Source organism: Eikenella sp. Marseille-P7795, from assembly GCF_916618725.1.
GTDB classification, from domain to species: Bacteria; Pseudomonadota; Gammaproteobacteria; order Burkholderiales; family Neisseriaceae; genus Eikenella; species Eikenella longinqua.
Genome location: NZ_CAKAJZ010000002.1, coordinates 249,875 through 270,667, shown reverse-complemented (window position 1 = coordinate 270,667; position 20,793 = coordinate 249,875). Strand labels below are relative to the sequence as shown.

The window sequence follows — 20,793 nt, the reverse complement described above, 5'->3', positions numbered from 1 at the left end:
GTGGAATTTCAATGCGGTTCAAAAGCTTGCCGCATGGCTTGATTTGCGCTAGCCGGCCAGGCTCACCAGCAGCTGGCGGATGGCGGGCCAGGCCGCGCCGGTTTCCGCGCCTTTGATGATGCGGTCGATGCGTGCGCATTCCTGCAAGGCGGCCAAGAGGCGCGGCGTGGCGATGCGGCGCACGGCAAGCGGCGCGAGCTGCTGTTTGCTGCCCCACAGGCGCAGGCTGTTGCGCACCTGCGCCACGGTTTGCCCCTGCTTGAGCGCGGCGGTGAGACGGATGAGGGTGCGGATGTCGTCGGCCAGCATCCACAGCAGCATCACCGGCTCTTCGCCTTCGGCTTCCAGGCCTTCGAGCAGGCGCACCACGCGGGCGGCGTCGCCGGTCATCCAGGCGGCGGCAAGCTGGAACACGTCGAAGCGCGCCACATCGGCCACGGCGGCTTCGGTTTCGGCAATGCTCAATTCGTGGCCGGCGGGGTGGAGCAGGGCGAGTTTGTCGATTTCCTGCTTGGCGGCCAACAGGTTGCCTTCCACGCGTTCGGCAAACAGCGCCAGCGCTTCGTGGCCGATAGATAAATCGTGCTGTGCGAGGCGGCCGCGTATCCAGCCGGGCAGGGCTTGGCTGTCCACCGCTTTGGCTTCGGCCACCACGCCGCTGCGGGCCAGCGCGGCAAACCATTTGGCCTGGGTTTGTGTGCGCTCCAGCTTGGGCAGCAGCATGATGGTGACGGTGTCGGGCGGCAGGTTGGCGGCGAGTTGCTCCAGGGCGTCGCCGCCGGCTTTGCCTGGCTTGCCGCTTGGGATGTGGATTTCGAGCAGCTTGAGTTCGGCAAACAGGCCGATGCTGTTGGCGGAGGCGAGCAACTCTTGCCAGTCGAAGCCGGTGTCGGCGGTGTGCACTTCGCGGTTCAGGTAGCCTTGGGCTTTGGCGGCGGCGCGCAGGGCATCCAGCGCTTCGATGCGCAGCAGGTCTTCTTCGCCGTGCAGCACATACAGGGCTTGCAGCGGCGCATCCAGCTGTTGCAGCAGGCGCTCGGTGCTGAGGGCGGCCATTATTCGGCTTTCAGGTAGCCTAGGCGGCGCACCAGCTGGCGGGCGGCGTCGGTGCGCATTTCGGCCCAGAGCTGGGCTTCTTCTTCTTGTTTGCCGAGGATTTCGCTGTCGCTGTAGTCGAGCGTGCGGTATACGGTGACCACCATCGGCTCGCCGAGGGTTTTCTCGCCGTGCCAGGCTTGGGCGGACACTTTGAGCTCGAGCCGGTATTCGCTGACCGTGCCGGAGAGGTTGAGGGTTTGGATGTCTTTGTTGGTTTGGATGCCGGTAACCTTCACGCCGGCTTGGGCAAAGGCGTTGTCGAGCTTGGCATGGCGGCGTAGCAGCTCGGTTTCGATGGCCTGCTGCAATTCGCGGCCTTGCACCGACCAGGTTTGGTAGGGCAGCGGGGGGGTGAGCGCGGGGTCGGTGCCGGCCAGGCGGAAGCCGCAGGCGGCGAGCAGCAGCACGAGGGGCAGCATCAGGTATTTTTTCATGGGGGTTCCTTGCTTGGGCGGCGGGTGCCGCAGGCTGGGGCGTATTCTAGCGGATTGTGGCGGGGGGAGGCTACCTGAAAGCGCGGCGGCAACGAAGTGAAAACGAGGTTTCGGCGAGGCTGAGAGAAGTGGAAAGGGTTGCGGGGTTTGGGCGGGGCCGGCATTTGTGTTGCTGGGTGAGCTTTGTTTTAGTTTCGCAGAAACTGTGCTTCCTGCGGCAGCTCCGTTTTAGCTGAGCAGAAACTCCGATTCCTGTGGAAGCTCCGTTTTAACTGCGCTGAAGCTTGCGCTTTCGGGTAGCCTTTGGGTGTGCGCAATCAGGCTACCTGAAAAATATCGGCTTCAACGAAGTGAAAGCGGAGCGGGGTTTTTGCGAAGAATGGTTTGAATGGTTTCAGGTAGCCTTTTGCTTCGGCGGAGGTTGGGCGCATAAAAGGGCAAACTGCCGATGGAAGCAGTTTGCCCTTTTAGTTTGATGCCGAAGCCGGATTAGGCGGCGGGTTTGTCGTGCAGAGTGGCGGCGTAGAGGGTGTTTTCCAGCAGGGTGGCGATGGTCATGGGGCCGACGCCGCCGGGCACAGGGGTAATCATGGCGGCGCGTTCTTTGGCAGCTTCAAATTCCACGTCGCCGCAGAGCTGGCCGTTGTCTAGGCGGTTGATGCCCACGTCCACCACGATGGCGCCGGGCTTGATCCAGCTGCCTTTCACCAGCTTGGGTTTGCCGGCGGCCACGATGACGATGTCGGCTTCGCTCACTTCGTGTTCTAGGTTTTGCGTGGCTTTGTGGCACACGGTAACGGTGGCTTCGGCCAGCAGCATTTCCAAGGCCTGCGGGCGGCCGACGATGTTGGATGCGCCCACGATGACGACTTTTTTGCCGCGAATCTCCACGCTGTAGGTTTCCAGCAGGGTCATCACGCCTTTGGGGGTGCAGGGGCGCATCAAGGGCATGCGCACGGCAAGGCGGCCGACGTTGTAGGGGTGGAAGCCGTCCACGTCTTTGTCGGGCTGGATGCGTTCGATGATGGATTGGCTGTTGAGGTGGGGGGGCAGGGGGAGCTGCACGAGAATGCCGTCCACGGCGGGGCTGGCGTTGAGCTCGTCGATCAGTTGCAGCAGCTCTTCTTGGGTGGTGGAGGCGGGCAGCTCGTAGGAACGGGAGGCGAAGCTGGCTTTTTCGCAGGCAAATTTTTTGTTGCGCACATATACGGTGCTGGCCGGGTCGTTGCCCACCAACACTACGGCCAAACACGGGGTGCGCAGGCCTTGTTTGCGGCGCTCGGCCACCTGCTCGGCAATTTTCTGCAGGCGCTGCTCGGCTACGGCTTTGCCATCGAGAATCTGTGCGGTCATGACTATTCCTTTCGTGGGTTGGTGAGGGGGAATCGGGGCGTGCCGCATGTGGGTAACTTGGCGGCGATAGAGATGATTTATTGTGTTGATTATAGCACGTTGTTAATGATTTTTATCGGGAAAACGGGGGCTGGGTTAGTGTGCGGGAGTGCTGTTTTTGTGTTTACTATGCGGTGGTTTGGGTTTGGTTAAATGGTTGATTTAAATTGGCTAGGTTGGGTTGTGGATAAGGTTGCCGATTTATTTTCAGGTAGCCTGCTTGACAAGCGGGAAGGTGCTTGCGTAGAATCCATCTTTCTTATCGGGGCGTAGCGCAGTCTGGTTAGCGCATCTGCTTTGGGAGCAGAGGGTCGTGAGTTCGAATCCCACCGCCCCGACCAAAGTCCTCCGAAATGTTGTGAACGACAGGAAAAGGTAGAGCGCCCGTAGCTCAACCGGATAGAGCACCCGCCTTCTAAGCGGGCGGTTACAGGTTCGATTCCTGTCGGGCGCGCCAAAAGTTTTTTGTGGTGGCTGTAGCTCAGTTGGTAGAGCCCCGGATTGTGATTCCGGTTGTCGTGGGTTCGAGCCCCATCAGCCACCCCACCCATCTGAAAACCCGTGCGAGACCGCGCGGGTTTTCTTTTGCTTGTGTTTTGTTGTTGCATTTTTACTTCGGTGCGGCTGAATTTTCAGGTAGCCGCTTGGGCTTTGGTCTGGCAAATGTTTGCTTAAACTGGTTTTTACTAATATAATGCCGCATTTTCCACCCCTTGCCCGCTATATCCGCATGATGGCGGGCTGTATTAGCCGTAAGGAGAGAGCATGCGTCATTACGAGATTGTATTCATCGTTCACCCCGACCAGAGCGAGCAAGTGCCCGCTATGGTTGAGCGCTACAAAACCCTGATCGCCGAATCGGGCGGCCACATCCACCGCTTGGAAGACTGGGGCCGCCGCCAATTGGCTTACCCCATCAACAAGCTGCACAAAGCACACTATGTGCTGATGAACATCGAGTGCACCCCGGAAGTGATCGAAGAGCTGGAAACCGGTTTCCGCTTCAACGATGCCGTTCTGCGCCATCTCACTGTTAAGATGGACGAAGCCGTTACTGAAGCTTCCCCGATGATGAAAGAAGAAAAATCCAAAAACCTGCTGGATGGCCAGCCCCAGGAAGAAGCGGCTGCCGCCGAAGCCTGAGATTGATTTTGGATAACGCCGTTCGCTTCGGAGCCCGCATTAAAGAAGCCGATACTTTGCGCTATACGCCGGCCGGCATTGCTGTGCTGGGTTTGGTTTTAGAGCACGAATCTTGGCAGCTTGAAGCAGGCGAACCGTATCTCGCCCGGTTTGAAATACAGGCGAAAATCATCGGCGAACAGGCGAAAATCTGGCAAAACAAAGTAGGCAGTGTGGTGGAGGTGGCAGGGTTTCTTGCCGCATACAGCCAAAAATACCGCCGCCCCATACTGCATATACAGACTATTGATGAAAATAAAGGTTGAATGAGATGGCTCGTCAAACATTTAAACGTAGAAAATTCTGCCGCTTCACCGCGGAAGGTATCAAACAAGTAGATTACAAAGCAGTGGATTTGCTGAAAGATTTCATTTCTGAAAACGGCAAAATCATCCCCGCCCGCATTACCGGCACCAAAGCCCACTACCAGCGCCAGCTGTCTGTGGCCGTGAAACGTGCCCGTTTCCTGGCTCTGCTGCCCTACACCGACCAACACAAATAATTAACGGAGAATTTTATTATGCAAATCATTCTGTTAGAAAAAATTGGCGGTTTGGGTAACTTGGGCGACGTGGTAACCGTGAAAAACGGTTATGCCCGCAATTTCCTGATTCCGCAAGGTAAAGCTAAGCGTGCTACCGAAGCTGCTCTGGCTGATTTCGAAGCCCGCCGCGCCGAGCTGGAAGCCCGTCAGGCTGAAATTCTGGCTGATGCCCAGGCTCGCCAGGCCAAGCTGGAAGGCCAGATCATCACCATCGCGCAGAAAGCCGGTGTGGATGGCCGTCTGTTCGGTTCCGTTACCAATGCCGACATCGCCGAAGCCATCCGCGCATTCGGTGTGGAAGCGGTGAAAGCCAACGTTCGCCTGCCCAGCGGTCCGTTCAAAGCTGTGGGCGAATACGAAATCGAAGTGGCGCTGCATACCGATGCCGTGGCCGGCGTCAAAGTGGTGGTGGTGCCGACTGAGGAATAATCTTCGGTTTGTGTGATACAAGACGAAAGGCTACCTGAAAATTTTCAGGTAGCCTTTTTGTATGCCAGTTTAAATTGCCAAGGGGTGGGTGCTATCGGTATTGTCGGGTAGCTTTAATTGATAGGGAAGGCTACCTGAAAATCTTGTGGTACGGCAATTCGTGCTGGCTCAGGCGGATTCTTCAGTATGGAGGAAGTGGCCGTGGCGCAGGAAGTGGGCGGTTTGCATGGCGACGGTTTTGTCGGTGAGCATGGCGGAGTGACTCACGGGCAAGACTAAGTAGTCACGGCAGTTTTCTGCTTTGGTTTCACTGAGCAATACGGAGCCGTCGCCTTCGCCGCGCAGGCCGATGAGCTGGCCGAGCCCGAGGTTGCGGCTGCCGGCGATGCAGCCGAGTTCGAGCTGGGGCGGCCAGGGCGGGACTTGGCCATCGAGCCCGGCGGGGTAGGCACCGCGGATCAGGGCGGGGGCGAGACGGTGCAGGCGGTCGGCGGCTTCGCTGCCTAGGTGCGGGGTGGCGAGGGTGACGCTGCGGCCGCGTATCAGCTCGGGGTGGTCGGCGGCGAAGCGGCGCAGGACGAGGCCGCCGAGGCTGTGGCAGACAAAGTGCAGGGGTTCGCTGTGTTGTTGGTAGTGGTGGCGCACGGCTTCGGCGAGTCGGCGGCTGTGCTGGGGCAGGGTTTGGGCGACGCTGTAGTAGCCGAAGCGCTGGCTGTGGATACCGTATGGGCGCAGGTGGCGGCTGAAGGGGAGCATGGCCCAGGCGTGCATGTGCAGGCCGTGCAGCAGCATGACGTGCAGGGGGGTGTTCGGGTTCATGGCTGTTGGTGGCTGCCGCTGGAGAGTATCCATTGCTGGGCTTCGGCGGCGTCGTTGAAGTATTTGGGGTGTTGGCGGGTGAGCAGGCTGGAGATGTGGGAGGAGAGGCGGATCCAGAGGTCGTTGGTGACGACGGCGATACGGCCGAAGTCGTTGTCGTGGATATTTAGGAAGCGCAGTTGTTCGGCGGCCATGTCGATGGTGTAGTCGCGCAGCAGGGAGAGGTCGAGCAGAATGTCGGGGCGGTGGACGCGACCGAGGCATTCGATGATGGCGGCTTCTAGGGTTTTGAAGTCTTCGAGGGTGAATTCGTTGTAGAGGGCAACGTTGAGGCCGTAGTTTTGCTGGCGGATGGAAATCATGGCAGAACTCCTGTTGAGATGGGTTTCCCGCAAGGGTGGGAGTGGTACCGGCACTGGGTGTGCCTGCTTATTATAGCGAAATGGGGGCGGTTTGGCGGTTTTCTATGCGGGGGTGGGCGAAGGTTTGACGTGGGTAAACGTTTGCGGCGGTATGAAGCAAAAGGCTACCTGAAAAACGGATTGGGTTTTTCAGGTAGCCTTTATGGTTTGCCGGAAGGCGTTATTTGATGTCGCTGCGGCTGGAGAGGACTTGGTCGATGAGGCCGTAGGCTTGGGCTTCTTCGGCAGACATGAAGTTGTCGCGGTCGGTGTCGCGTTCCAGTTCGTCTAGGGTGCGGCCGCAGTGTTCGGCCAGGAGCTGGTTGAGCTTGGCTTTCAGTTTGAGCAGCTCTTTGGCGTGGATTTCGATGTCGGAGGCTTGGCCGCCGAGGCCGCCGCTGATGAGCGGCTGGTGGATCATCACGCGGCTGTTGGGCAGGGCGAAACGTTTGCCTTTGGCGCCGGCGGAAAGCAGGAAGGCGCCCATGCTGGCGGCCTGGCCGAGGCAGAGGGTGGACACGTCGGGCTTGATGAAGTTCATGGTGTCGTAGATCGACATGCCGGCGGTAACGGAGCCGCCCGGGCTGTTGATATAGAGGAAGATGTCTTTATCGGGGTTTTCGCTTTCCAGAAACAGCAGTTGAGCCACAACCAGGTTGGCGCTGTGGTCGTCCACCGGGCCGACCAGGAAGATAATCCGCTCTTTGAGCAGGCGGGAGTAGATGTCGAAGGCGCGTTCGCCGCGGCCGCTCTGCTCGATAACGGTGGGCACCAGGTAGTTGTTTTCAATTACGGAATTCATATTGTCCTCGCAAGGGGTGTTTGGGAAAAAGCACCTCGGCGGCGGAGGCGGCCTCGGTGCTTTTTGTTGTGGCAGATGCTGGCTTCAGCTTTGCGCTTGGTTGAAGCCAGTATTTTTCAGGTAGCCTGTTACTGCTGGCCCATCACTTCGTCGAAGCTCAGTTTTTTCTCGTTTACCTTGGCCTGACCGAGCACGTAGTCCACCACATTGGCTTCCACGGCCATGGAAATCGGGCCTTCTAGGCGGGAGCGGTCGGCAAAATACCAATCCACCACTTCCTGCGGGTCTTCATAGCTTTCGGAGAAGGTTTGCACCACGGCTTTGATTTGGTCATCGGAGGGTTCCAGTTTGTGCTCGGCCACCAGCTCAGACAAAATCAAACCCAAGGCGGTGCGGCGCTCGGCCTGCTCGGTAAAGAGGCTGTCGGACAGATCCAAATCTTCTGCTTTCATGCCTTGGTTGATCAGGTTGTTGCGCGCGTTGCTGGCCAGGCGAGCGGTTTCTTCCTGCACCAGGGTTTTCGGCAGCTCAACGGGGGTAACGTCCAGCAGCACTTTCATCACGTTGTCTTTGGTTTGCGCTTCCACGCGGCGGGTCACTTCGCGCTCAATGTTTTTCTTCACTTCTTCGCGCATTTTGGCCACGTCGCCGTCTGGGATGCCCAAGGATTTGGCGAATTGCTCGTCCACTTCGGGCAGCACGGCTTCGGCCACGTTGCGCAGGGTGATGGCGAATACAGCGGTTTTGCCGGCCACTTCTTTGCCGTGGTAGTCGGCGGGGAAGTTTACGGGAACGTCTTTGGTTTCGCCTTCTTTCATGCCGCGGATGCCGGCTTCAAATTCCGGCAGCATTTGGCCTTGGCCGAGGATGAAGGGGTAGTTTTGCGAAGAGCCGCCTTCAAACGGGGTGCCGTCGATGGTGCCGGCAAAGTCGATGATCACGCGGTCGCCGTCTTTGGCTTCGCGTTCCACGCGGTTGAAGCGGGTGCGCTGGCGGCGCAGGATGTCGATGGTTTTTTTCACTTCTTCCTCGCCCACTTCACACACCACTTTTTCGATTTCCTGGTCGGCCAAGTTGCCCACGGCGATTTCGGGGAACACTTCGAAACGGGCGTTTACTTTGAATACTTTTTCGTCATCCTGCTGCTCGGCCGCATCGAAAGCGAGCAGGCCGGCGAAGCGGATTTCTTCGGTGTCGATGGTTTCGGCGAACTTGCGGCGCAGGCTCTCGTTCATTACTTCGTCGCGGATGCCGGCGCCATACATGGATTCAATCATGCGCAGCGGCGCTTTGCCGGGGCGGAAGCCATCTACCCGGGCGCGTTTTTGGGTGGCTTGCAGGCGTTTTTGCACGGCTGCTTCAATTTCTGCCCACGGCAGCTCGAGCTGCAGGCTGCGTTCTAGACCTTCCAGTTTTTCTATTGTTACGCTCATCGTAAAACCTTGTTTTCGTGTTGATCAAGCCGACAGGCGGGATGCCCGGCGGAAAAGTTGGAATTAGCCGGCGCGCTTAAGCGGGTGCCGGCGGCAAATGAAAGCCGCAAGTGTATCATAACTTGGGGTTGCGGGCAGTATCCGGCGGCGGAATTGTGGCGCGGTTTGGGTTTGGGCGGAGGGTTGGAGGCTACCTGAAAAACGTATTCCTAATTTTCAGGTAGCCTCAACCTGCCTTACTGCAATTTTGCGCGCACCAACTCCTGCACTTGCGCGGGATTGGCTTTGCCCCTGCTGGCCTTCATCACCTGCCCCACAATCGCATTCAGGGCTTTGTCGTTGCCCGATTTGAACTGCTCGACGGCTTTGGCGTTGTTTGCCAACACTTCATCGACCATCGCTTCAATCGCGCCCGTGTCGGTAATCTGCTGCAAGCCGTGTTTTTCGATGATTTGGGCGATGGAGGCTTCGGGTTCTGCCCACATGGCTTCAAAGGCTTTTTTCGCTAATTTACTGCTTAAAGTACCGTCGGCGATTTTGCCCACCAGTTCGGCAAGGCGCGGCGCGGTAATCGGGCTTTCAGGTAGCCCCAGTTCGGTTTTGTGCAACGCGGCGGCCAATTCACCGTTCATCCAGTTGGCAACCAATTTGCCTTGCCCGCTGGCTTTGGCGGCTTCTTCAAAATAGGCAGCCTGCACGCGGCTGGCGGTCAAGAGACGCGCGTCGTATTCGCTCACGCCGTAATCCGCCACGAAACGCGCCGCCATTTCTTTCGGCAGCTCGGGCATTTCGTCTTTGGCTTTCTGCATTTGGCCGTCTGAAATGATGACGGGCAGCAGGTCGGGGTCGGGGAAGTAGCGGTAGTCGTGTGCGTCTTCTTTCAGGCGCATCACGCGGGTTTCGCCTTTTTCGGGGTCGAACAGCATGGTTGCCTGCTGTACTTTGCCGCCGTCTTCCAAAATTTCGATTTGCGCTTCCACTTCGTAATTAATCGCCTGCTCCAAGAAGCGGAAGGAATTGAGGTTTTTAATCTCGCGGCGCGTGCCGAACTCCGCCTGACCTTTCGGGTGCACGGATACGTTGGCATCGACGCGGAACGAGCCTTCCGCCATATTGCCGTCGCAGATGTCCAGCCAAGTTACCAGACCGTGCAAGGCTTTGGCGTAGGCCACGGCTTCGGCAGCGGAGCGCATTTCGGGTTCGGATACCACTTCCAGCAGCGGCGTGCCGGCGCGGTTCAGGTCGATACCGGTCGCGCCGTTCAAGCCTTCATGCACGGATTTGCCCGCGTCTTCTTCCATATGCGCGCGGGTTACGTTGATGGTCTTGACTTCATCGCCGACAACGATTTCCAGCTTGCCGTGTTCCACAATCGGCAAGTCCAACTGGCTGATTTGATAGCCTTTTGGCAGGTCGGGATAGAAGTAGTTTTTGCGGTCGAACACGTTTTTCCGGTTGATTTTCGCATCCAAAGCCAAGCCCAATTTGATGGCTTTTTCAACGACTTCGCGGTTCATCACGGGCAAAACGCCCGGCAAGGCGCATTCCACCACGCTGGCGTGTGCGTTGGGTTCTGCACCGAATGCGGTCGATGCGCCGCTGAAAATTTTGGATTGGGTGTTGAGTTGGACGTGGATTTCCAGTCCGATTACGGTTTCCCAGGTCATAGCAGGTTCTTTCTATTGAGAAAAGGGTTAATCGTTTGCAAAGGCTACCTGAAAAATATGCCATCTGTTTTTCAGGTAGCCTCCGTTATTTCCTTCGGTGCGGCTGGAAGCCGGGGAGCTGCCAGTGGAAGCGGTAGGCGGCCAGGCGCAGGAATAGGCCGGCGGCAAACAGCAGGTGTAGGGTGAAGGCGTTGATCCAGCCGAGCCGCGCGAAGAGGTACATCAGGCCGCCGATGAGGATGGCGACGCTGCCGTAAAGGTCGGCGCGCAATACGATGGGTACGTCGTTTACCAAAATGTCGCGGGCGATGCCGCCGCCCACGGCGGTAACGAAGGCGAGCACGATGACGCCGAACAGGTTTAGATGCAGGCCGATGCCGATTTGCGCGCCGGTGATGCTGAAGGCGGCCAGGCCGATGGCGTCGGCGATGAGGAAGGCGGCGGCCAGGTAGGTGCGGCGGTAGCGTTGCAGGCGCAGCAGCCAGGCGAGGGCGAGGGTAGCAAACACGACAATCAGCGCGTCGGTGTGCTGGAATACCTGTGGGATTTGCCCGACCAGGGCGTCGCGCATCATGCCGCCGCCCACAGCGGTGAGCAGGGCGGTGATGATGACGCCGAGCACGTCGAGCCGCTTGCCGTAGCCGACGAGGTAGCCGGATACGGCGAAGGCGGCGGTGCCGATGATTTGGATGAAATCGGTGGAGGTCATGGGGTAATTTCGGTTTTCAGGTAGCCGATTGATAAGGAAATCTATTTAAGGAAATCTATCTGAAAGGTTAGGTTTAATTTTCAGTTAAAATGTTGAATGTATATTGTTTCTTAAGTATGAAAGTTTCTGTTTTAGAAATAGCACGCGCCTATCAATCATGCTGCTGACACAGGTAGAGACTTGTTGCCTTTTGTCCTGTGTTATCAGCCTCACTTCTTGTGTGTACGCTTCACATTCATTCAGGCTTATATCGCGCCATTCTTGATAGTGATTCAAAATGAAAGAAGCTTCTCTATCAGATATAGATTGTTTTTCTACCACTTTTTTCAATTGGTTCCATTGGGGTAACACAGCTTCGTCATATGCTTGTCTGCGCCATAAAACGACACAGCCGTAATTCAGGCAGCTCTCCGCTTGTACTATTAGTGGGAAAGTAAGAAGTAATGCAATAATGTGTTTTTTAAGCATAAAAACCATTTTTTGGCTACCTGAAAATTTTTACTCCGGCACTTTCGTATGCCAATCGCTCGCCAACTGCATCTGGTGCGCCGCGCCAAGGATTTTGGCTTCGGCAAAATAGTTGCCAATCAACTGCACGCCGATGGGCAGGCCGTTGGCGGCAAAGCCTGCGGGCAGGGACAGGGCAGGCAGGCCGGCGAGATTGACGGCGATGGTATAAATATCAGAGAGATACGCCTGCACGGGGTCTTGGTTCAGCTCGCCGAGTTTGGGTGCGGCGGTGGGCGCGGCGGGGGCGAGGATGAGGTCGCATTGGGCGAAGGCTACCTGAAAATCGTTGGCGACGAGGCGGCGCAGTTTTTGCGCTTTCAGGTAATAAGCGTCGTAATATCCGTGGCTTAACACATAAGTGCCAATCATGATGCGGCGTTTCACTTCGCTGCCGAAGCCTTCGGCGCGGGTGCGGCTGTACATTTCGTCCAAGTCGGCGAACTGGGCGGCGCGGTGGCCGTAGCGCACGCCGTCGTAGCGCGAGAGGTTGGTGCTGGCTTCAGCGGAGGCGAGCACGTAATACGCGGGGATGGAAAGCTCGGTTTGCGGTAGGGAAACTTCCACCAATTCCGCGCCCTGTTGTTGCAGCAGGGTTTTGGCGTTTTCCAAGGCAGCCTGCACATCGGGGCTGTTGCTGGCGGTGAAGTATTCTTTGGGCAGGCCGACGCGCAAGCCTTTGAGCGGTTGGTTTAAATCGCGGGTGTAGTCTTCTTTTTCGCGTTCCAGACTGGTGGAATCGCGCTCGTCAAAGCCCGCCATCGCGTTCAACAAAATAGCGCAGTCTTCGGCGGTTTGCGCCATCGGGCCGGCCTGGTCGAAGCTGGATGCGTAGGCCACCATGCCGAAGCGGGAGACGATGCCGTAAGTCGGCTTGATGCCGGTGATGCCGCAGTGGGCGGCGGGCTGGCGGATGGAGCCGCCGGTGTCCGAACCGAGCGCGGCGGGGGCAAGGCGCGCGGCCACCACGGCTGCCGAACCGCCGGACGAGCCGCCGGGAACGTGTTCGGTATGCCACGGATTTTTGGTTGCGCCATAGAACGAGCTTTCGTTGGTCGAGCCCATGGCGAATTCGTCCATATTGGTGCGGCCGAGCGTTACCATGCCCGCGTCGAGTAGGTTTTGCACCACAGTGGCGGTGTAGGGGGCGACGAAGTTGTCGAGCATTTTCGAGCCGCACGCGCTGCGCCAGCCGGTTTGGCAGAAGATGTCTTTGTAGGCGACGGGCACGCCGGTGAGCGCGCCACCCCTGCCTTGCGCGATGCGTTCGTCCGCCGCGCGGGCTTCGGCGAGGGTTTTTTCCGCGTCCAGCGTGATGTAGCTGTTGATGGCGGGGTTTTGCGCGGCGATGGCGGCAAGGTATTCCTGCGCGAGTTCGACGGCGGAGGTTTGTTTGGATTGCAGCAGGGTGCTGGCTTGTTTGAGGGTGTAGGTGGTCATAAGGTCTTTCGCTTGGAAATGTATTGGATTTTAAAAGGGTTAATTGGGTGTGAGGCTGCCTGAAAATATCAGCCTGCCAGTTTTTGGTAGGTATCCGCCGGGTTGAGCTGCGTGGTGGAACGGTAAAGCAGGGATTGTCCGTCATTTTCGTCGTAGTCATCAATATAAAATGCAAACAGCAGGATGCCGTTTTCGGCGCGGTTGCCGAACAGGCCTTCTCGGTCGCATTGTTGCAGGGCGGCAATCAGGGCGGTTTCGTATGCGGCGCGTTTTTGTTGGTAGGCATCTTCGTCGCCGCCTAGGTTTTCTATGCTGTGGTAGGCCGTTTGGTAGAGTTTGCTTTGGTTTTCCAGCCAGTTGTCTGAAATATTTTGGATTTCGTCGTCGCCTTCGTACAGTGTGCATCGGCCGTCCCAAATGGCGTGCAGCAGGGTGCAGTTCGGGTAGTCGTCTGCGTGCCGGGCGGCGAAGGCGGCGAAATCTTGGCGGGTGATGGCGGCGTTGCCGGCGGCGAAAAAGTCGTCCACCAAATAGAAATAATAGGCGGCGATGTCTTTGCCGTCCTGTTCGGCCTGCTGCCTGATGCGGGCGAAGCATTGGCGGATGTGGGCGGCGGCGGTGTGGTGCAGGGTTTGTGCTTCGGCGGGCATGGGTTTCCTTCGGGTTTTGGGGCTACCTGAAAAATCGGATTCTGCCTTTAACTGTGTTGGTGCAGGATGTATTTGCGGTAGGTGTTGGGCAGCACGGCGGCGAGGTCTTCCATTGTCCAATTCCTGTCGCGGGGGCAGACGGGGATGTCCAATTCCTGCCGCGCGGTGTTTTGCCATTGGGCATGGGCTTTTTTGGCGAATTCGGCGGCGGTTTTTTTGAAGGCGCGGATGCCGGTGCGGGTGCGTTCGCGGTAGATTTTGCCGGCGAGATAACGCTGCTCGGGAAATTCGTGTTCGTGCCCTTTCAGGCAGCCGCTGCAATAGTCGGGGGCGGCTGCGGTGTCGGCAAGGCGGTCGGCATCGTGCAATACGGCAAGATAGGTGCTTTTGCCCTGCAAAATCAGCCAGGCGGCAAAGCCGTAGGTGTGGTAGGCGTGTTTGCCGCCGTGCACCAGCGACAGGGCGGACCAAATGAGCTGGTTGGGGCTGGCGATGACGGCGGTTTCGTAGTGTTCAAAAAAATCATGGAAATACAGCAAGTCTTCGTCGGGCAGCGCGGCCAGTGCGCGGCCGAGGTTGTGGTTGAACTCGGCGATGCTGTGCGATGCGGGTCGGGCTTGTTCGATGATGTGCCAAAAGTCGTTCGGGGTCATGGTGTTGCTGCCGTTCTGTTTTCAGGCTGCCTGAAAAAGAGGCTACCTGAAAACTGTTATTGCTCGGACTGAGGGACGAATTGCGCGCTGACGCCCCACGAATGCAGTTCTTCCAAATGGGCGCGCATATATTGCCACAGCCCGCTGCGGTAGAGGATGGGGAGGCGGTTGGCGGCGGCCAGGGCTTCGGCGGTGCTTAGGCCGTGGAGCTGTTTCATGCGGGCGGCCACTTTGGTTTTGGCTTGGCCCAAGTCGGTAATCACGATGTGGCCGAACACCCAGTCGCCGCCGGCAATTTTGGCTTGGCGGAGGGCTTCTTGGCGCGCCCACTCGGCTTCCAGCTCTTTTTGTTCGCACAGGCTTTGGTGCACTTCCTGCCAGAATCCGTTGTGCGCCACGTCGCAATGTCGGGCGATGAAGTCGGCGGTTTGGCTGCTGTCTTGCCCCGTTTCCATGATTTGGCGCAGGCGCAGCAGGAAGCGGGCAAATTCTGCCAAAGCGGGAGATACGGCAAAGGGCTGCTCCCAATCGCCGTCGTGGTAGCAGAAATACACGGGAAAACCTTGCGCGGCTTCGCGGTCGTCTACAAAAAAGAAATCGTCCATGCTGTTGAGGGCGATGATGTGGCGGTGGGGGTATTCATCGCCGAAATAATCGCTGCGGAATGCGTTTGGGTTGCCGTTTGCGGGGTAATGCAGGGGCAGGTATCCGTTGGTTTCCAGCCCGTGCACGGTTTGGTAGAAGGCGGCGAGGGCGGGGAGAGGGCGGCGGATGGGCATGGGGTGGTCTTTGCTGGGCGGGCGTTTCGGGCTACCTGAAAAATATCGCGGCGGGTTTTGCCGTGTTGCGGCCTGCGTTTTCGCTTCGCAGAAACTTGCTTTGCTCGTTTAGCTGCGTTGAAGCTCGCGCTTTCAGGTAGCCTGATTGATGCGGGAGGCTACCTGAAAACTGGGTTGCGCTATTTGCGTGCTTCCACGCGGCTGCATACGGCCTGCACCATTTCGGCGCTGTGTTTTTCTTCGCCTTCGGGAGCGTTGAGCTCGCCGATGTCTCCTTCGCTCAGTTCGGCGGGTTTGGCATAGGGGTGGGTGTCTTTCAGGCCGTTGGGTTTGCCGTCGGCGTCAAACAGGGCCAGCGCACTCATCACGGACTGCTGCTTGCTGCTGCCGCAAAATACCCAGTCGAGCACGAGCATATAGGGCTCGGTGTCGCCGCGTTGCGAACGGTGGCGCGATACGGCGGCATACCAGCCTTCGCCGAGGGGGCGGATGGTGTCGGGGTAGAGATGGGCGGTGTAGGCGCCGTCGTCGTCGCTTTGGTAGCTGTAGAGGCGCACGGGCTCGCCCAGCTTGGTTTGCGCCAGTTCGGCGGCTTTGGGGTTGGCTTCGCGTTCGGCAGGACTCACTTCGGCGTGAACGCCGGCGGCGAGGAGGCCGAAGAGGGCGGCAAGGAGGAATTTTTTCATGGTGTCGGGGTGGGCAGAGGGGGTGCATTGGGTCGGCTATGCGGAAGCGGATATTTTTCAGGTAGCCTGCTGCGGGTAAAGGCTACCTGAAAATTATTCTTCAATCACCTGCGGCACGATATACAGGCGGTTGCGCACTTCGGGTGCGCAGGCCTGGTATTCGGCGGCGTGGTCGGTTTCGGTGATTTGGTCTTCGCGCAGGCGCAGGGCGACTTCGTGCGGATGGGTCATCGGCTCGACGCCGTCGGTGTTCACGCTCTGCATTTGCGCCACCATGTCGAGAATGCCGTTGAGCTCGCCCAACACGGTGTTTTTCTCGGTTTCGTCCAGGCTCAGGCGCGACAGGCGGGCGATTTTTTCGACGTCGGAAAGTGTAAGCGACATAAAATTTCCTTAAATTATGTTTAGCAAACCGCCCAATCTCGGGTATCATTACGCGTTTCAATCAAAACCGGCTTGCAAAGCTCGGATTATAGCCTAAAAGCCTGCCGCTCGGCACGGCGTGTGAAGAGGCTACCTGAAAATGCGCCGGTTCTCATCAGGCTTGGTTTTCTCTGTATTCAAACGCTAGGATTTAAAGCATGTTCCGCTTTCTCACCCGATATTTCTCCAATGATCTGGCCATCGACTTAGGTACGGCCAACACCCTGATTTACATCAAAGGCCGCGGCATCGTTTTGGACGAGCCCTCGGTGGTGGCGCTGCCCAACGACATGAGCAACAACAATGCCACGGTGGCGGTGGGTGCGGAAGCCAAGCGCATGTTGGGCCGCACGCCCGGCACGATTCAGGCCGTGCGCCCGATGAAAGACGGCGTGATTGCCGATTTCGACGTAACCGAAAAAATGCTCAAGCACTTCATCCGCAAAGTGAACAACAGCCGCTTCGCCGCCGCGCCGCGCATCGTGATTTGCGTGCCCTGCGGCTCCACCCAGGTGGAGCGCAAAGCGATTCACGATTCGGCCAAGCAGGCCGGTGCGGCTTCGGTAAACCTGATTGAAGAGCCTATGGCCGCAGCCATCGGCGCCGGCCTGCCGATTGAAGAGCCCACCGGCTCCATGGTGGTGGACATCGGCGGCGGCACCACCGAAGTGGGCATCATCTCCCTCACCGGCGTGGTGTATTCCCATTCCATCCGCGTGGCCGGCGATGCCTTCGACGAAGCCATTATCAACTACGTGCGCCGCAACTACGGCATGCTGATCGGCGAAACCACCGCCGAGGAAATCAAAAAAGCCATCGGCACCGCTTTCCCGGGCACCGCCGTGCGCGAAATCGAAGCCAAGGGCCGCAACCTGGCCGAGGGCGTGCCGCGCGCCTTCACCATCAGCTCCAACGAAGTGCTAGAAGCCTTGGCCGAGCCGCTGAACCAAATCGTGCAGGCCGTGAAAAACGCGCTGGAGCAAACCCCGCCCGAGCTGGGCGCGGATATTGCCGACCGCGGCCTGGTGCTCACCGGCGGCGGCGCGCTGCTCAACGGTTTGGACCGCTTGCTGGCCGAGGAAACCGGCCTGCCGGTGAGCATTGCCGAAGATCCGCTCACCTGCGTGGTGCGCGGTTCGGGCAAAGCTTTGGATTACATCGGCAAGATGAATTCCGTGTTCACCACCGTATAATTTCTTCCCCGGTATTCCGCCCGGCACACGCTGCTTGGCGCGGAATACCGGCTTCCCTTTCCAGACATGCCTGTTGGTATTGTGTTTTCAGTTTTCAGGTAGCCTGTATCCCCCATGTCGCAAGAAATCAATTTTGTCAGTCCGATTATCACGCCCACCGGCAAGCTGGTGCTGCTGGGCATGCTGTCGATGGCGCTGATGGTGCTCGACAACCGCTATGCCGCCTTGCAGCAGGCCAAATCTTATGTGGCCACTGGGCTGTATCCGCTGCAGTGGGTGGCGCGCCAGCCGGCCCAATGGGTGCGCAGCGGCACGTCCTATATGCAGGACAAACAGCAGCTGCTGGCTGAAAACGCCCGCCTGAAAGAAGGAAACGCCCGCCTGAGCATGCAGTTGCAGTTGCAGGCGCCAGCGGCGCGCGAATTGGGCGAACTGAAAACGCTCAACCGCCTGCAGCCGCTTCTGACACCGCAGGCCGTGCTGGCGGAGATTGTGTCCAACGGGCGCATCCCGCAGGCCGACCGCATCTTGATTACCAAGGGCAGCGGCAGCGGCATCCGAGTGGGTGACCCGGTGAGCGACGAGCAGGGCTTAATCGGCCAGGTTACCGCCGTGCAGCCGGCCACGGCGGAGGTGACGCTGATCAACCACCGCCAGTTTGTGATTCCGGCGATGGTGGCCGAGAGCGGGGTGCGCACGCTGGTGTACGGGCGCGGCGATATGCTGGATTTGCGCTATTTTCCGGTGTCGGCAGAGCTGAAAGAAGGCGATTTGCTGGTGACCTCCGGCATCGACAGCATCTACCCGGCCGGCATCCCGATTGCCAAGGTGCTGCGTGCCGACCGCAATTCCGGCACGCCGTATTACCGCACCACGCTGCAACCGGCCGCCCATTTAAACAGCAGCAGCTATGTGCTGGTGATTCCGCAGAAGCCGCAGGCCGCCGCCAGGCTACCTGAAAGTGCTTCCGCCCCGGCCGAGGAGGAGTAGCCATGGCGCCGGTGAACCCGCTCAAAGAAGCCACGCCCAAACGCTGGGTGGCGTTCAGCTTTTTGCTGGTGTTGCTGCTGGATTTTATTCCGGTGCCGCCGCCCTGGGTGTATCCGCTGCCGGATTTCACGCTGATTCTGCTGGCTTATTGGCTGCTGCACCGCCCGCAGCTGATCGGCATTGGCGCGGCATTCTGCATCGGCCTGCTGGTGGACATCGGCAGCAATTCGCTCTTGGGGCAGCATGCTTTGGCCTATACCGTGGCGGCGTTTCTGATTGAACGCAAGCGGCGGCAGATTGCGCTCAATTCTTTCGGCTGGCAGGCGGTGGCGATGGCCGGCGCGATGTTGGCCAGCCAAACGGTGATTTTCTTGGTGAGCCTGTTTCAGCAGCAGCTGTTTTCGTTGTGGCGGCTGTGGCTGCCCTCGGTCACCACCGGCCTCTTGTGGCCGCAGCTCAACAATATGATGCTCGCCATCGCCCATTTCCGCCGTAACCGCAAATGAAGTCGCGCCGCCATTACACACCTGCCAAACCTGTCCGCCGCCGGCAGAAGGATTACCTGCTGCGGCTGATGGTGGCTTTTGCTATGATTTTGGTGTTTTTCAGCGTGTTGGTGTGGCAATTTGTGCGGCTTCAGGTAGCCCGGCACGAAGAATTCGTGGCCAAAGCCGCCACCAATCGCATCTCCCTTATCCCCACTCCGCCGATTCGCGGCGAAATCACCGATGTGAACGGCGTGGTGCTGGCTCACAATTATCCGGCCTATTCGCTGGAAATCATCCCAAACGAATTGGAAATGAAAATCGAGGAATTGGTGCCGGCGCTGAGCTCCTATGTGGACATCAGCGAGGCCGATTTGAAACGCTTTCAGCGTTTCCGCGCCGATTCCCGCTCTTATGAACGCATCCCGCTGAAACTGAAACTGAGCACCGAAGAATCCGCCAGACTGGCTGCGGTGCTGTTCCGCTTCAAAGGCGTGGAAGTGAACGCCCGCACCTTCCGCGAATACCCCTACGGCGAGCTCACCACCCACATCCTCGGCTACATCGGCCGCATCAGCGACAAAGACCGTGACCGTCTGGAAAGCGAAGACCGCTACGAGCTTTACCGCGGCACCACCCACATCGGCAAAATGGGCTTGGAAAACTTCTACGAACAGCAGCTGCACGGCATGCCCGGCTATCAGGAAGTGGAAAAAGACGCGCAGGGCAACATCGTGCGCACCCTGAAAACCGCGCCGGCGGTGAGCGGGCAAACCCTGCGCCTGTCGCTCGACATCCGCATGCAGCAGAAAGCCAGCGATTTGCTGGGCAACCGGCGCGGCGCGGTGGTGGCGATCGACCCGCAAAGCGGCGGCGTGCTGGCTTTGGTGTCCAAGCCGTCCTACGATGCCAACCTGTTTATCGACGGCATCGACGGCGACACCTGGAAAAGCCTGAACGAAGATTGGCAGCGCCCGTTGATCAACCGCGTAACCCAAGGCCTGTATCCGCCCGGTTCCACCTTCAAGCCCTTCATGGGCATGGCCGCACTGCAAAGCGGGCAGATTACGCCCTATACCGTGCTGCCCGCCCCCGGCGCGTGGAGCATTCCCGGCAGCCGACACCAGTTCCGCGATTCGGTGCGCAGCGGGCATGGCTCGGCCAATTTGGGCAAGGCCATCCAAGTATCGTCCGACACCTTCTTCTACCGCCTGGGCTACGAAATGGGCATCAACAAAGCCTACCCCTATCTGGCGCACTTCGGTTTCGGCCGGCAAACCGGCATCGACCTGCCCAACGAATACAAAGGCATCCTGCCCAGCCCCGAATGGAAAGCGCGCCGTTTTGCCAACGCCCGCAACGAATCCGCCCGCCGCTGGAATCCGGCCGATATGGTGCCGGTGAGCATCGGGCAGGGCTACAACGCCTACACGCCGCTGCAAATGGCGCACGCCACCGCCACCCTGGCCAATGACGGCGTGATGTACCGCCCGCATCTGGTGCGCGAGCTGATTGATCATCAAAACCAAACCCGCATGCTGGTGGGCACCGAGCCCAGCGCCCGCCTGCCGTTCAAGCCGGAATATTTCACCTTTGTGAAGCAGAGCATGGAGCGCGTGCTGCGCCCGGGCGGCACGGCCTGGCGCGTGGGCAGCGGGCTGAAATACAGCATGGGCGGCAAAACCGGCACCGCGCAGGTGGTGCAGATTCGGCAGGGCGCATCCTATAATGCGGCGGCGCTGGCCGAGCAGCACCGCGACCACGCCTGGTTTATCGCCTTTGCGCCCGTGCAAAATCCGAAAATCGCCATTGCCGTGTTGCTGGAAAACGGCGGTTGGGGCGCCAACGCCGCGCCGATTGCCCGCCAGCTGGCCGATTTCTACCTGCTCCAGCTGCAGGGCGAAAATGGCAAAGACCTGCCCTTGCCCAAGCCGGCCGTGCCCGGCGCCGGGGCGATGAGTCAAACCGAATATCCGATCATCCATGCCCAGGCGGTGCGCACGCTGTCTGCCTATCAGGCGGTTTCAGGTAGCCTTCCGGCCAGCCAGCCCGCCGCCGCGTCGGAGGTGCGATAAGC

The 20,793-nt window shown here is 58.8% G+C and carries 24 protein-coding genes and 3 tRNA genes; 11 read left to right on the top strand and 16 right to left on the bottom strand.

What is annotated here, in order from left to right:
• Nucleotides 1-48 precede the first annotated feature (48 nt).
• From holA to folD, 3 genes are all read right to left on the bottom strand, one after another.
• Nucleotides 49-1,056 (bottom strand): DNA polymerase III subunit delta, encoded by a 1,008-nt coding sequence (gene holA / locus LG371_RS04710; RefSeq protein ID WP_067589960.1) that lies wholly within the window; start codon nt 1,054-1,056, stop codon nt 49-51.
• Nucleotides 1,056-1,532: an LPS assembly lipoprotein LptE gene (gene lptE, locus LG371_RS04705; RefSeq protein WP_225747853.1), complete on the bottom strand. Its 477-nt coding sequence runs from the start codon at nt 1,530-1,532 to the stop codon at nt 1,056-1,058. The genes holA and lptE overlap by 1 nt, the downstream gene beginning before the upstream one ends.
• Before the next feature lie 489 nt (nt 1,533-2,021).
• The gene (folD, locus tag LG371_RS04700; protein WP_225747852.1) at nt 2,022-2,885 is read right to left on the bottom strand and encodes a bifunctional methylenetetrahydrofolate dehydrogenase/methenyltetrahydrofolate cyclohydrolase FolD; all 864 of its coding nucleotides are present in this window, start codon (nt 2,883-2,885) and stop codon (nt 2,022-2,024) included.
• 302 nt (nt 2,886-3,187) lie between these two features.
• Between folD and LG371_RS04695 the strand changes: the two genes are divergently transcribed.
• From LG371_RS04695 to rplI, 7 genes are all read left to right on the top strand, one after another.
• Nucleotides 3,188-3,265 (top strand) — tRNA-Pro (locus LG371_RS04695).
• A 39-nt stretch (nt 3,266-3,304) separates the two neighbouring features.
• Nucleotides 3,305-3,381, top strand: a tRNA-Arg gene (locus LG371_RS04690).
• Between the two features lie 13 nt (nt 3,382-3,394).
• Nucleotides 3,395-3,470, top strand: a tRNA-His gene (locus tag LG371_RS04685).
• Nucleotides 3,471-3,689: 219 nt separating this feature from the next.
• The gene (gene rpsF, locus LG371_RS04680) at nt 3,690-4,067 is read left to right on the top strand and encodes a 30S ribosomal protein S6 (protein ID WP_067589952.1); all 378 of its coding nucleotides are present in this window, start codon (nt 3,690-3,692) and stop codon (nt 4,065-4,067) included.
• An 8-nt stretch (nt 4,068-4,075) separates the two neighbouring features.
• The gene (gene priB / locus LG371_RS04675) at nt 4,076-4,372 is read left to right on the top strand and encodes a primosomal replication protein N (protein WP_067590345.1); all 297 of its coding nucleotides are present in this window, start codon (nt 4,076-4,078) and stop codon (nt 4,370-4,372) included.
• Nucleotides 4,373-4,377: 5 nt separating this feature from the next.
• Nucleotides 4,378-4,608: a 30S ribosomal protein S18 gene (gene rpsR / locus LG371_RS04670; RefSeq protein ID WP_064089792.1), complete on the top strand. Its 231-nt coding sequence runs from the start codon at nt 4,378-4,380 to the stop codon at nt 4,606-4,608.
• 18 nt (nt 4,609-4,626) lie between these two features.
• Nucleotides 4,627-5,079: a 50S ribosomal protein L9 gene (rplI, locus tag LG371_RS04665; protein WP_225747851.1), complete on the top strand. Its 453-nt coding sequence runs from the start codon at nt 4,627-4,629 to the stop codon at nt 5,077-5,079.
• A 168-nt stretch (nt 5,080-5,247) separates the two neighbouring features.
• Here the strand turns inward: rplI and LG371_RS04660 are convergent, their stop codons facing one another.
• The 13 genes from LG371_RS04660 to gatC all read right to left on the bottom strand — a co-directional run bounded on the left by LG371_RS04660 (nt 5,248) and on the right by gatC (nt 16,009).
• Nucleotides 5,248-5,898 (bottom strand): triacylglycerol lipase, encoded by a 651-nt coding sequence (locus LG371_RS04660; RefSeq protein WP_067589947.1) that lies wholly within the window; start codon nt 5,896-5,898, stop codon nt 5,248-5,250.
• Nucleotides 5,895-6,260, bottom strand: a complete 366-nt coding sequence (locus LG371_RS04655; protein ID WP_067589945.1) for an STAS/SEC14 domain-containing protein — start codon at nt 6,258-6,260, stop codon at nt 5,895-5,897. The genes LG371_RS04660 and LG371_RS04655 overlap by 4 nt, the downstream gene beginning before the upstream one ends.
• A 220-nt stretch (nt 6,261-6,480) precedes the next feature.
• Nucleotides 6,481-7,101 carry an ATP-dependent Clp endopeptidase proteolytic subunit ClpP gene (clpP, locus tag LG371_RS04650; RefSeq protein WP_067589942.1) on the bottom strand — a complete coding sequence of 207 codons (621 nt, stop codon included), beginning with the start codon at nt 7,099-7,101 and terminating at the stop codon, nt 6,481-6,483.
• A gap of 128 nt (nt 7,102-7,229) precedes the next feature.
• Nucleotides 7,230-8,534, bottom strand: a complete 1,305-nt coding sequence (gene tig / locus LG371_RS04645) for a trigger factor (RefSeq protein ID WP_225747850.1) — start codon at nt 8,532-8,534, stop codon at nt 7,230-7,232.
• Between the two features lie 236 nt (nt 8,535-8,770).
• A complete protein-coding gene (gatB, locus tag LG371_RS04640; RefSeq protein ID WP_225747849.1) occupies nt 8,771-10,201 on the bottom strand; it encodes an Asp-tRNA(Asn)/Glu-tRNA(Gln) amidotransferase subunit GatB in 1,431 nt (476 codons plus the stop codon).
• 85 nt (nt 10,202-10,286) lie between these two features.
• Nucleotides 10,287-10,910, bottom strand: coding sequence for a trimeric intracellular cation channel family protein (locus tag LG371_RS04635; protein WP_067589933.1), 624 nt, complete (start codon nt 10,908-10,910; stop codon nt 10,287-10,289).
• An 84-nt stretch (nt 10,911-10,994) separates the two neighbouring features.
• On the bottom strand, nt 10,995-11,378 hold the full coding sequence (locus LG371_RS04630; RefSeq protein ID WP_225747848.1) for a hypothetical protein: 384 nt from the start codon (nt 11,376-11,378) through the stop codon (nt 10,995-10,997).
• Between the two features lie 30 nt (nt 11,379-11,408).
• Nucleotides 11,409-12,857, bottom strand: coding sequence for an Asp-tRNA(Asn)/Glu-tRNA(Gln) amidotransferase subunit GatA (gatA, locus tag LG371_RS04625; protein WP_225747847.1), 1,449 nt, complete (start codon nt 12,855-12,857; stop codon nt 11,409-11,411).
• A 68-nt stretch (nt 12,858-12,925) separates the two neighbouring features.
• A complete protein-coding gene (locus LG371_RS04620; RefSeq protein WP_225747846.1) occupies nt 12,926-13,507 on the bottom strand; it encodes a DUF4303 domain-containing protein in 582 nt (193 codons plus the stop codon).
• A 47-nt stretch (nt 13,508-13,554) separates the two neighbouring features.
• Nucleotides 13,555-14,160, bottom strand: a complete 606-nt coding sequence (locus LG371_RS04615) for a DUF4240 domain-containing protein (protein WP_067589924.1) — start codon at nt 14,158-14,160, stop codon at nt 13,555-13,557.
• Between the two features lie 56 nt (nt 14,161-14,216).
• Nucleotides 14,217-14,939: a hypothetical protein gene (locus LG371_RS04610; RefSeq protein ID WP_225747845.1), complete on the bottom strand. Its 723-nt coding sequence runs from the start codon at nt 14,937-14,939 to the stop codon at nt 14,217-14,219.
• A gap of 179 nt (nt 14,940-15,118) precedes the next feature.
• Complete coding sequence (locus LG371_RS04605) at nt 15,119-15,625, bottom strand: hypothetical protein (protein WP_225747844.1); 507 nt, start codon at nt 15,623-15,625, stop codon at nt 15,119-15,121.
• A gap of 93 nt (nt 15,626-15,718) precedes the next feature.
• A complete protein-coding gene (gene gatC, locus LG371_RS04600) occupies nt 15,719-16,009 on the bottom strand; it encodes an Asp-tRNA(Asn)/Glu-tRNA(Gln) amidotransferase subunit GatC (protein ID WP_067589915.1) in 291 nt (96 codons plus the stop codon).
• Nucleotides 16,010-16,206: 197 nt separating this feature from the next.
• On the opposite strand from gatC, the gene LG371_RS04595 reads away from it, so the two are divergent.
• From LG371_RS04595 to mrdA, 4 genes are all read left to right on the top strand, one after another.
• Nucleotides 16,207-17,241, top strand: coding sequence for a rod shape-determining protein (locus LG371_RS04595; protein WP_067589912.1), 1,035 nt, complete (start codon nt 16,207-16,209; stop codon nt 17,239-17,241).
• 114 nt (nt 17,242-17,355) lie between these two features.
• A complete protein-coding gene (gene mreC, locus LG371_RS04590) occupies nt 17,356-18,231 on the top strand; it encodes a rod shape-determining protein MreC (protein WP_225747843.1) in 876 nt (291 codons plus the stop codon).
• Nucleotides 18,232-18,233: 2 nt separating this feature from the next.
• Complete coding sequence (gene mreD, locus LG371_RS04585) at nt 18,234-18,737, top strand: rod shape-determining protein MreD (RefSeq protein WP_225747842.1); 504 nt, start codon at nt 18,234-18,236, stop codon at nt 18,735-18,737.
• Entirely contained in the window at nt 18,734-20,791 is a 2,058-nt protein-coding gene (gene mrdA / locus LG371_RS04580) for a penicillin-binding protein 2 (protein ID WP_067589903.1), read from the top strand. The genes mreD and mrdA overlap by 4 nt, the downstream gene beginning before the upstream one ends.
• Nucleotides 20,792-20,793: the final 2 nt, after the last annotated feature.

Bases quoted from the DNA above. Each gene is read 5' to 3' on its own strand.
- holA (WP_067589960.1), bottom strand. From the start codon at position 1,056: ATGGCCGCCCTCAGCACCGAGCGCCTGCTGCAACAGCTGGATGCGCCG.
- lptE (WP_225747853.1), bottom strand. From the start codon at position 1,532: ATGAAAAAATACCTGATGCTGCCCCTCGTGCTGCTGCTCGCCGCCTGC.
- folD (WP_225747852.1), bottom strand. From the start codon at position 2,885: ATGACCGCACAGATTCTCGATGGCAAAGCCGTAGCCGAGCAGCGCCTG.
- rpsF (WP_067589952.1), top strand. From the start codon at position 3,690: ATGCGTCATTACGAGATTGTATTCATCGTTCACCCCGACCAGAGCGAG.
- rpsR (WP_064089792.1), top strand. From the start codon at position 4,378: ATGGCTCGTCAAACATTTAAACGTAGAAAATTCTGCCGCTTCACCGCG.
- rplI (WP_225747851.1), top strand. From the start codon at position 4,627: ATGCAAATCATTCTGTTAGAAAAAATTGGCGGTTTGGGTAACTTGGGC.
- LG371_RS04660 (WP_067589947.1), bottom strand. From the start codon at position 5,898: ATGAACCCGAACACCCCCCTGCACGTCATGCTGCTGCACGGCCTGCAC.
- LG371_RS04655 (WP_067589945.1), bottom strand. From the start codon at position 6,260: ATGATTTCCATCCGCCAGCAAAACTACGGCCTCAACGTTGCCCTCTAC.
- clpP (WP_067589942.1), bottom strand. From the start codon at position 7,101: ATGAATTCCGTAATTGAAAACAACTACCTGGTGCCCACCGTTATCGAG.
- tig (WP_225747850.1), bottom strand. From the start codon at position 8,534: ATGAGCGTAACAATAGAAAAACTGGAAGGTCTAGAACGCAGCCTGCAG.
- gatB (WP_225747849.1), bottom strand. From the start codon at position 10,201: ATGACCTGGGAAACCGTAATCGGACTGGAAATCCACGTCCAACTCAAC.
- LG371_RS04635 (WP_067589933.1), bottom strand. From the start codon at position 10,910: ATGACCTCCACCGATTTCATCCAAATCATCGGCACCGCCGCCTTCGCC.
- LG371_RS04630 (WP_225747848.1), bottom strand. From the start codon at position 11,378: ATGCTTAAAAAACACATTATTGCATTACTTCTTACTTTCCCACTAATA.
- gatA (WP_225747847.1), bottom strand. From the start codon at position 12,857: ATGACCACCTACACCCTCAAACAAGCCAGCACCCTGCTGCAATCCAAA.
- LG371_RS04620 (WP_225747846.1), bottom strand. From the start codon at position 13,507: ATGCCCGCCGAAGCACAAACCCTGCACCACACCGCCGCCGCCCACATC.
- LG371_RS04615 (WP_067589924.1), bottom strand. From the start codon at position 14,160: ATGACCCCGAACGACTTTTGGCACATCATCGAACAAGCCCGACCCGCA.
- LG371_RS04610 (WP_225747845.1), bottom strand. From the start codon at position 14,939: ATGCCCATCCGCCGCCCTCTCCCCGCCCTCGCCGCCTTCTACCAAACC.
- LG371_RS04605 (WP_225747844.1), bottom strand. From the start codon at position 15,625: ATGAAAAAATTCCTCCTTGCCGCCCTCTTCGGCCTCCTCGCCGCCGGC.
- gatC (WP_067589915.1), bottom strand. From the start codon at position 16,009: ATGTCGCTTACACTTTCCGACGTCGAAAAAATCGCCCGCCTGTCGCGC.
- LG371_RS04595 (WP_067589912.1), top strand. From the start codon at position 16,207: ATGTTCCGCTTTCTCACCCGATATTTCTCCAATGATCTGGCCATCGAC.
- mreC (WP_225747843.1), top strand. From the start codon at position 17,356: ATGTCGCAAGAAATCAATTTTGTCAGTCCGATTATCACGCCCACCGGC.
- mreD (WP_225747842.1), top strand. From the start codon at position 18,234: ATGGCGCCGGTGAACCCGCTCAAAGAAGCCACGCCCAAACGCTGGGTG.
- mrdA (WP_067589903.1), top strand. From the start codon at position 18,734: ATGAAGTCGCGCCGCCATTACACACCTGCCAAACCTGTCCGCCGCCGG.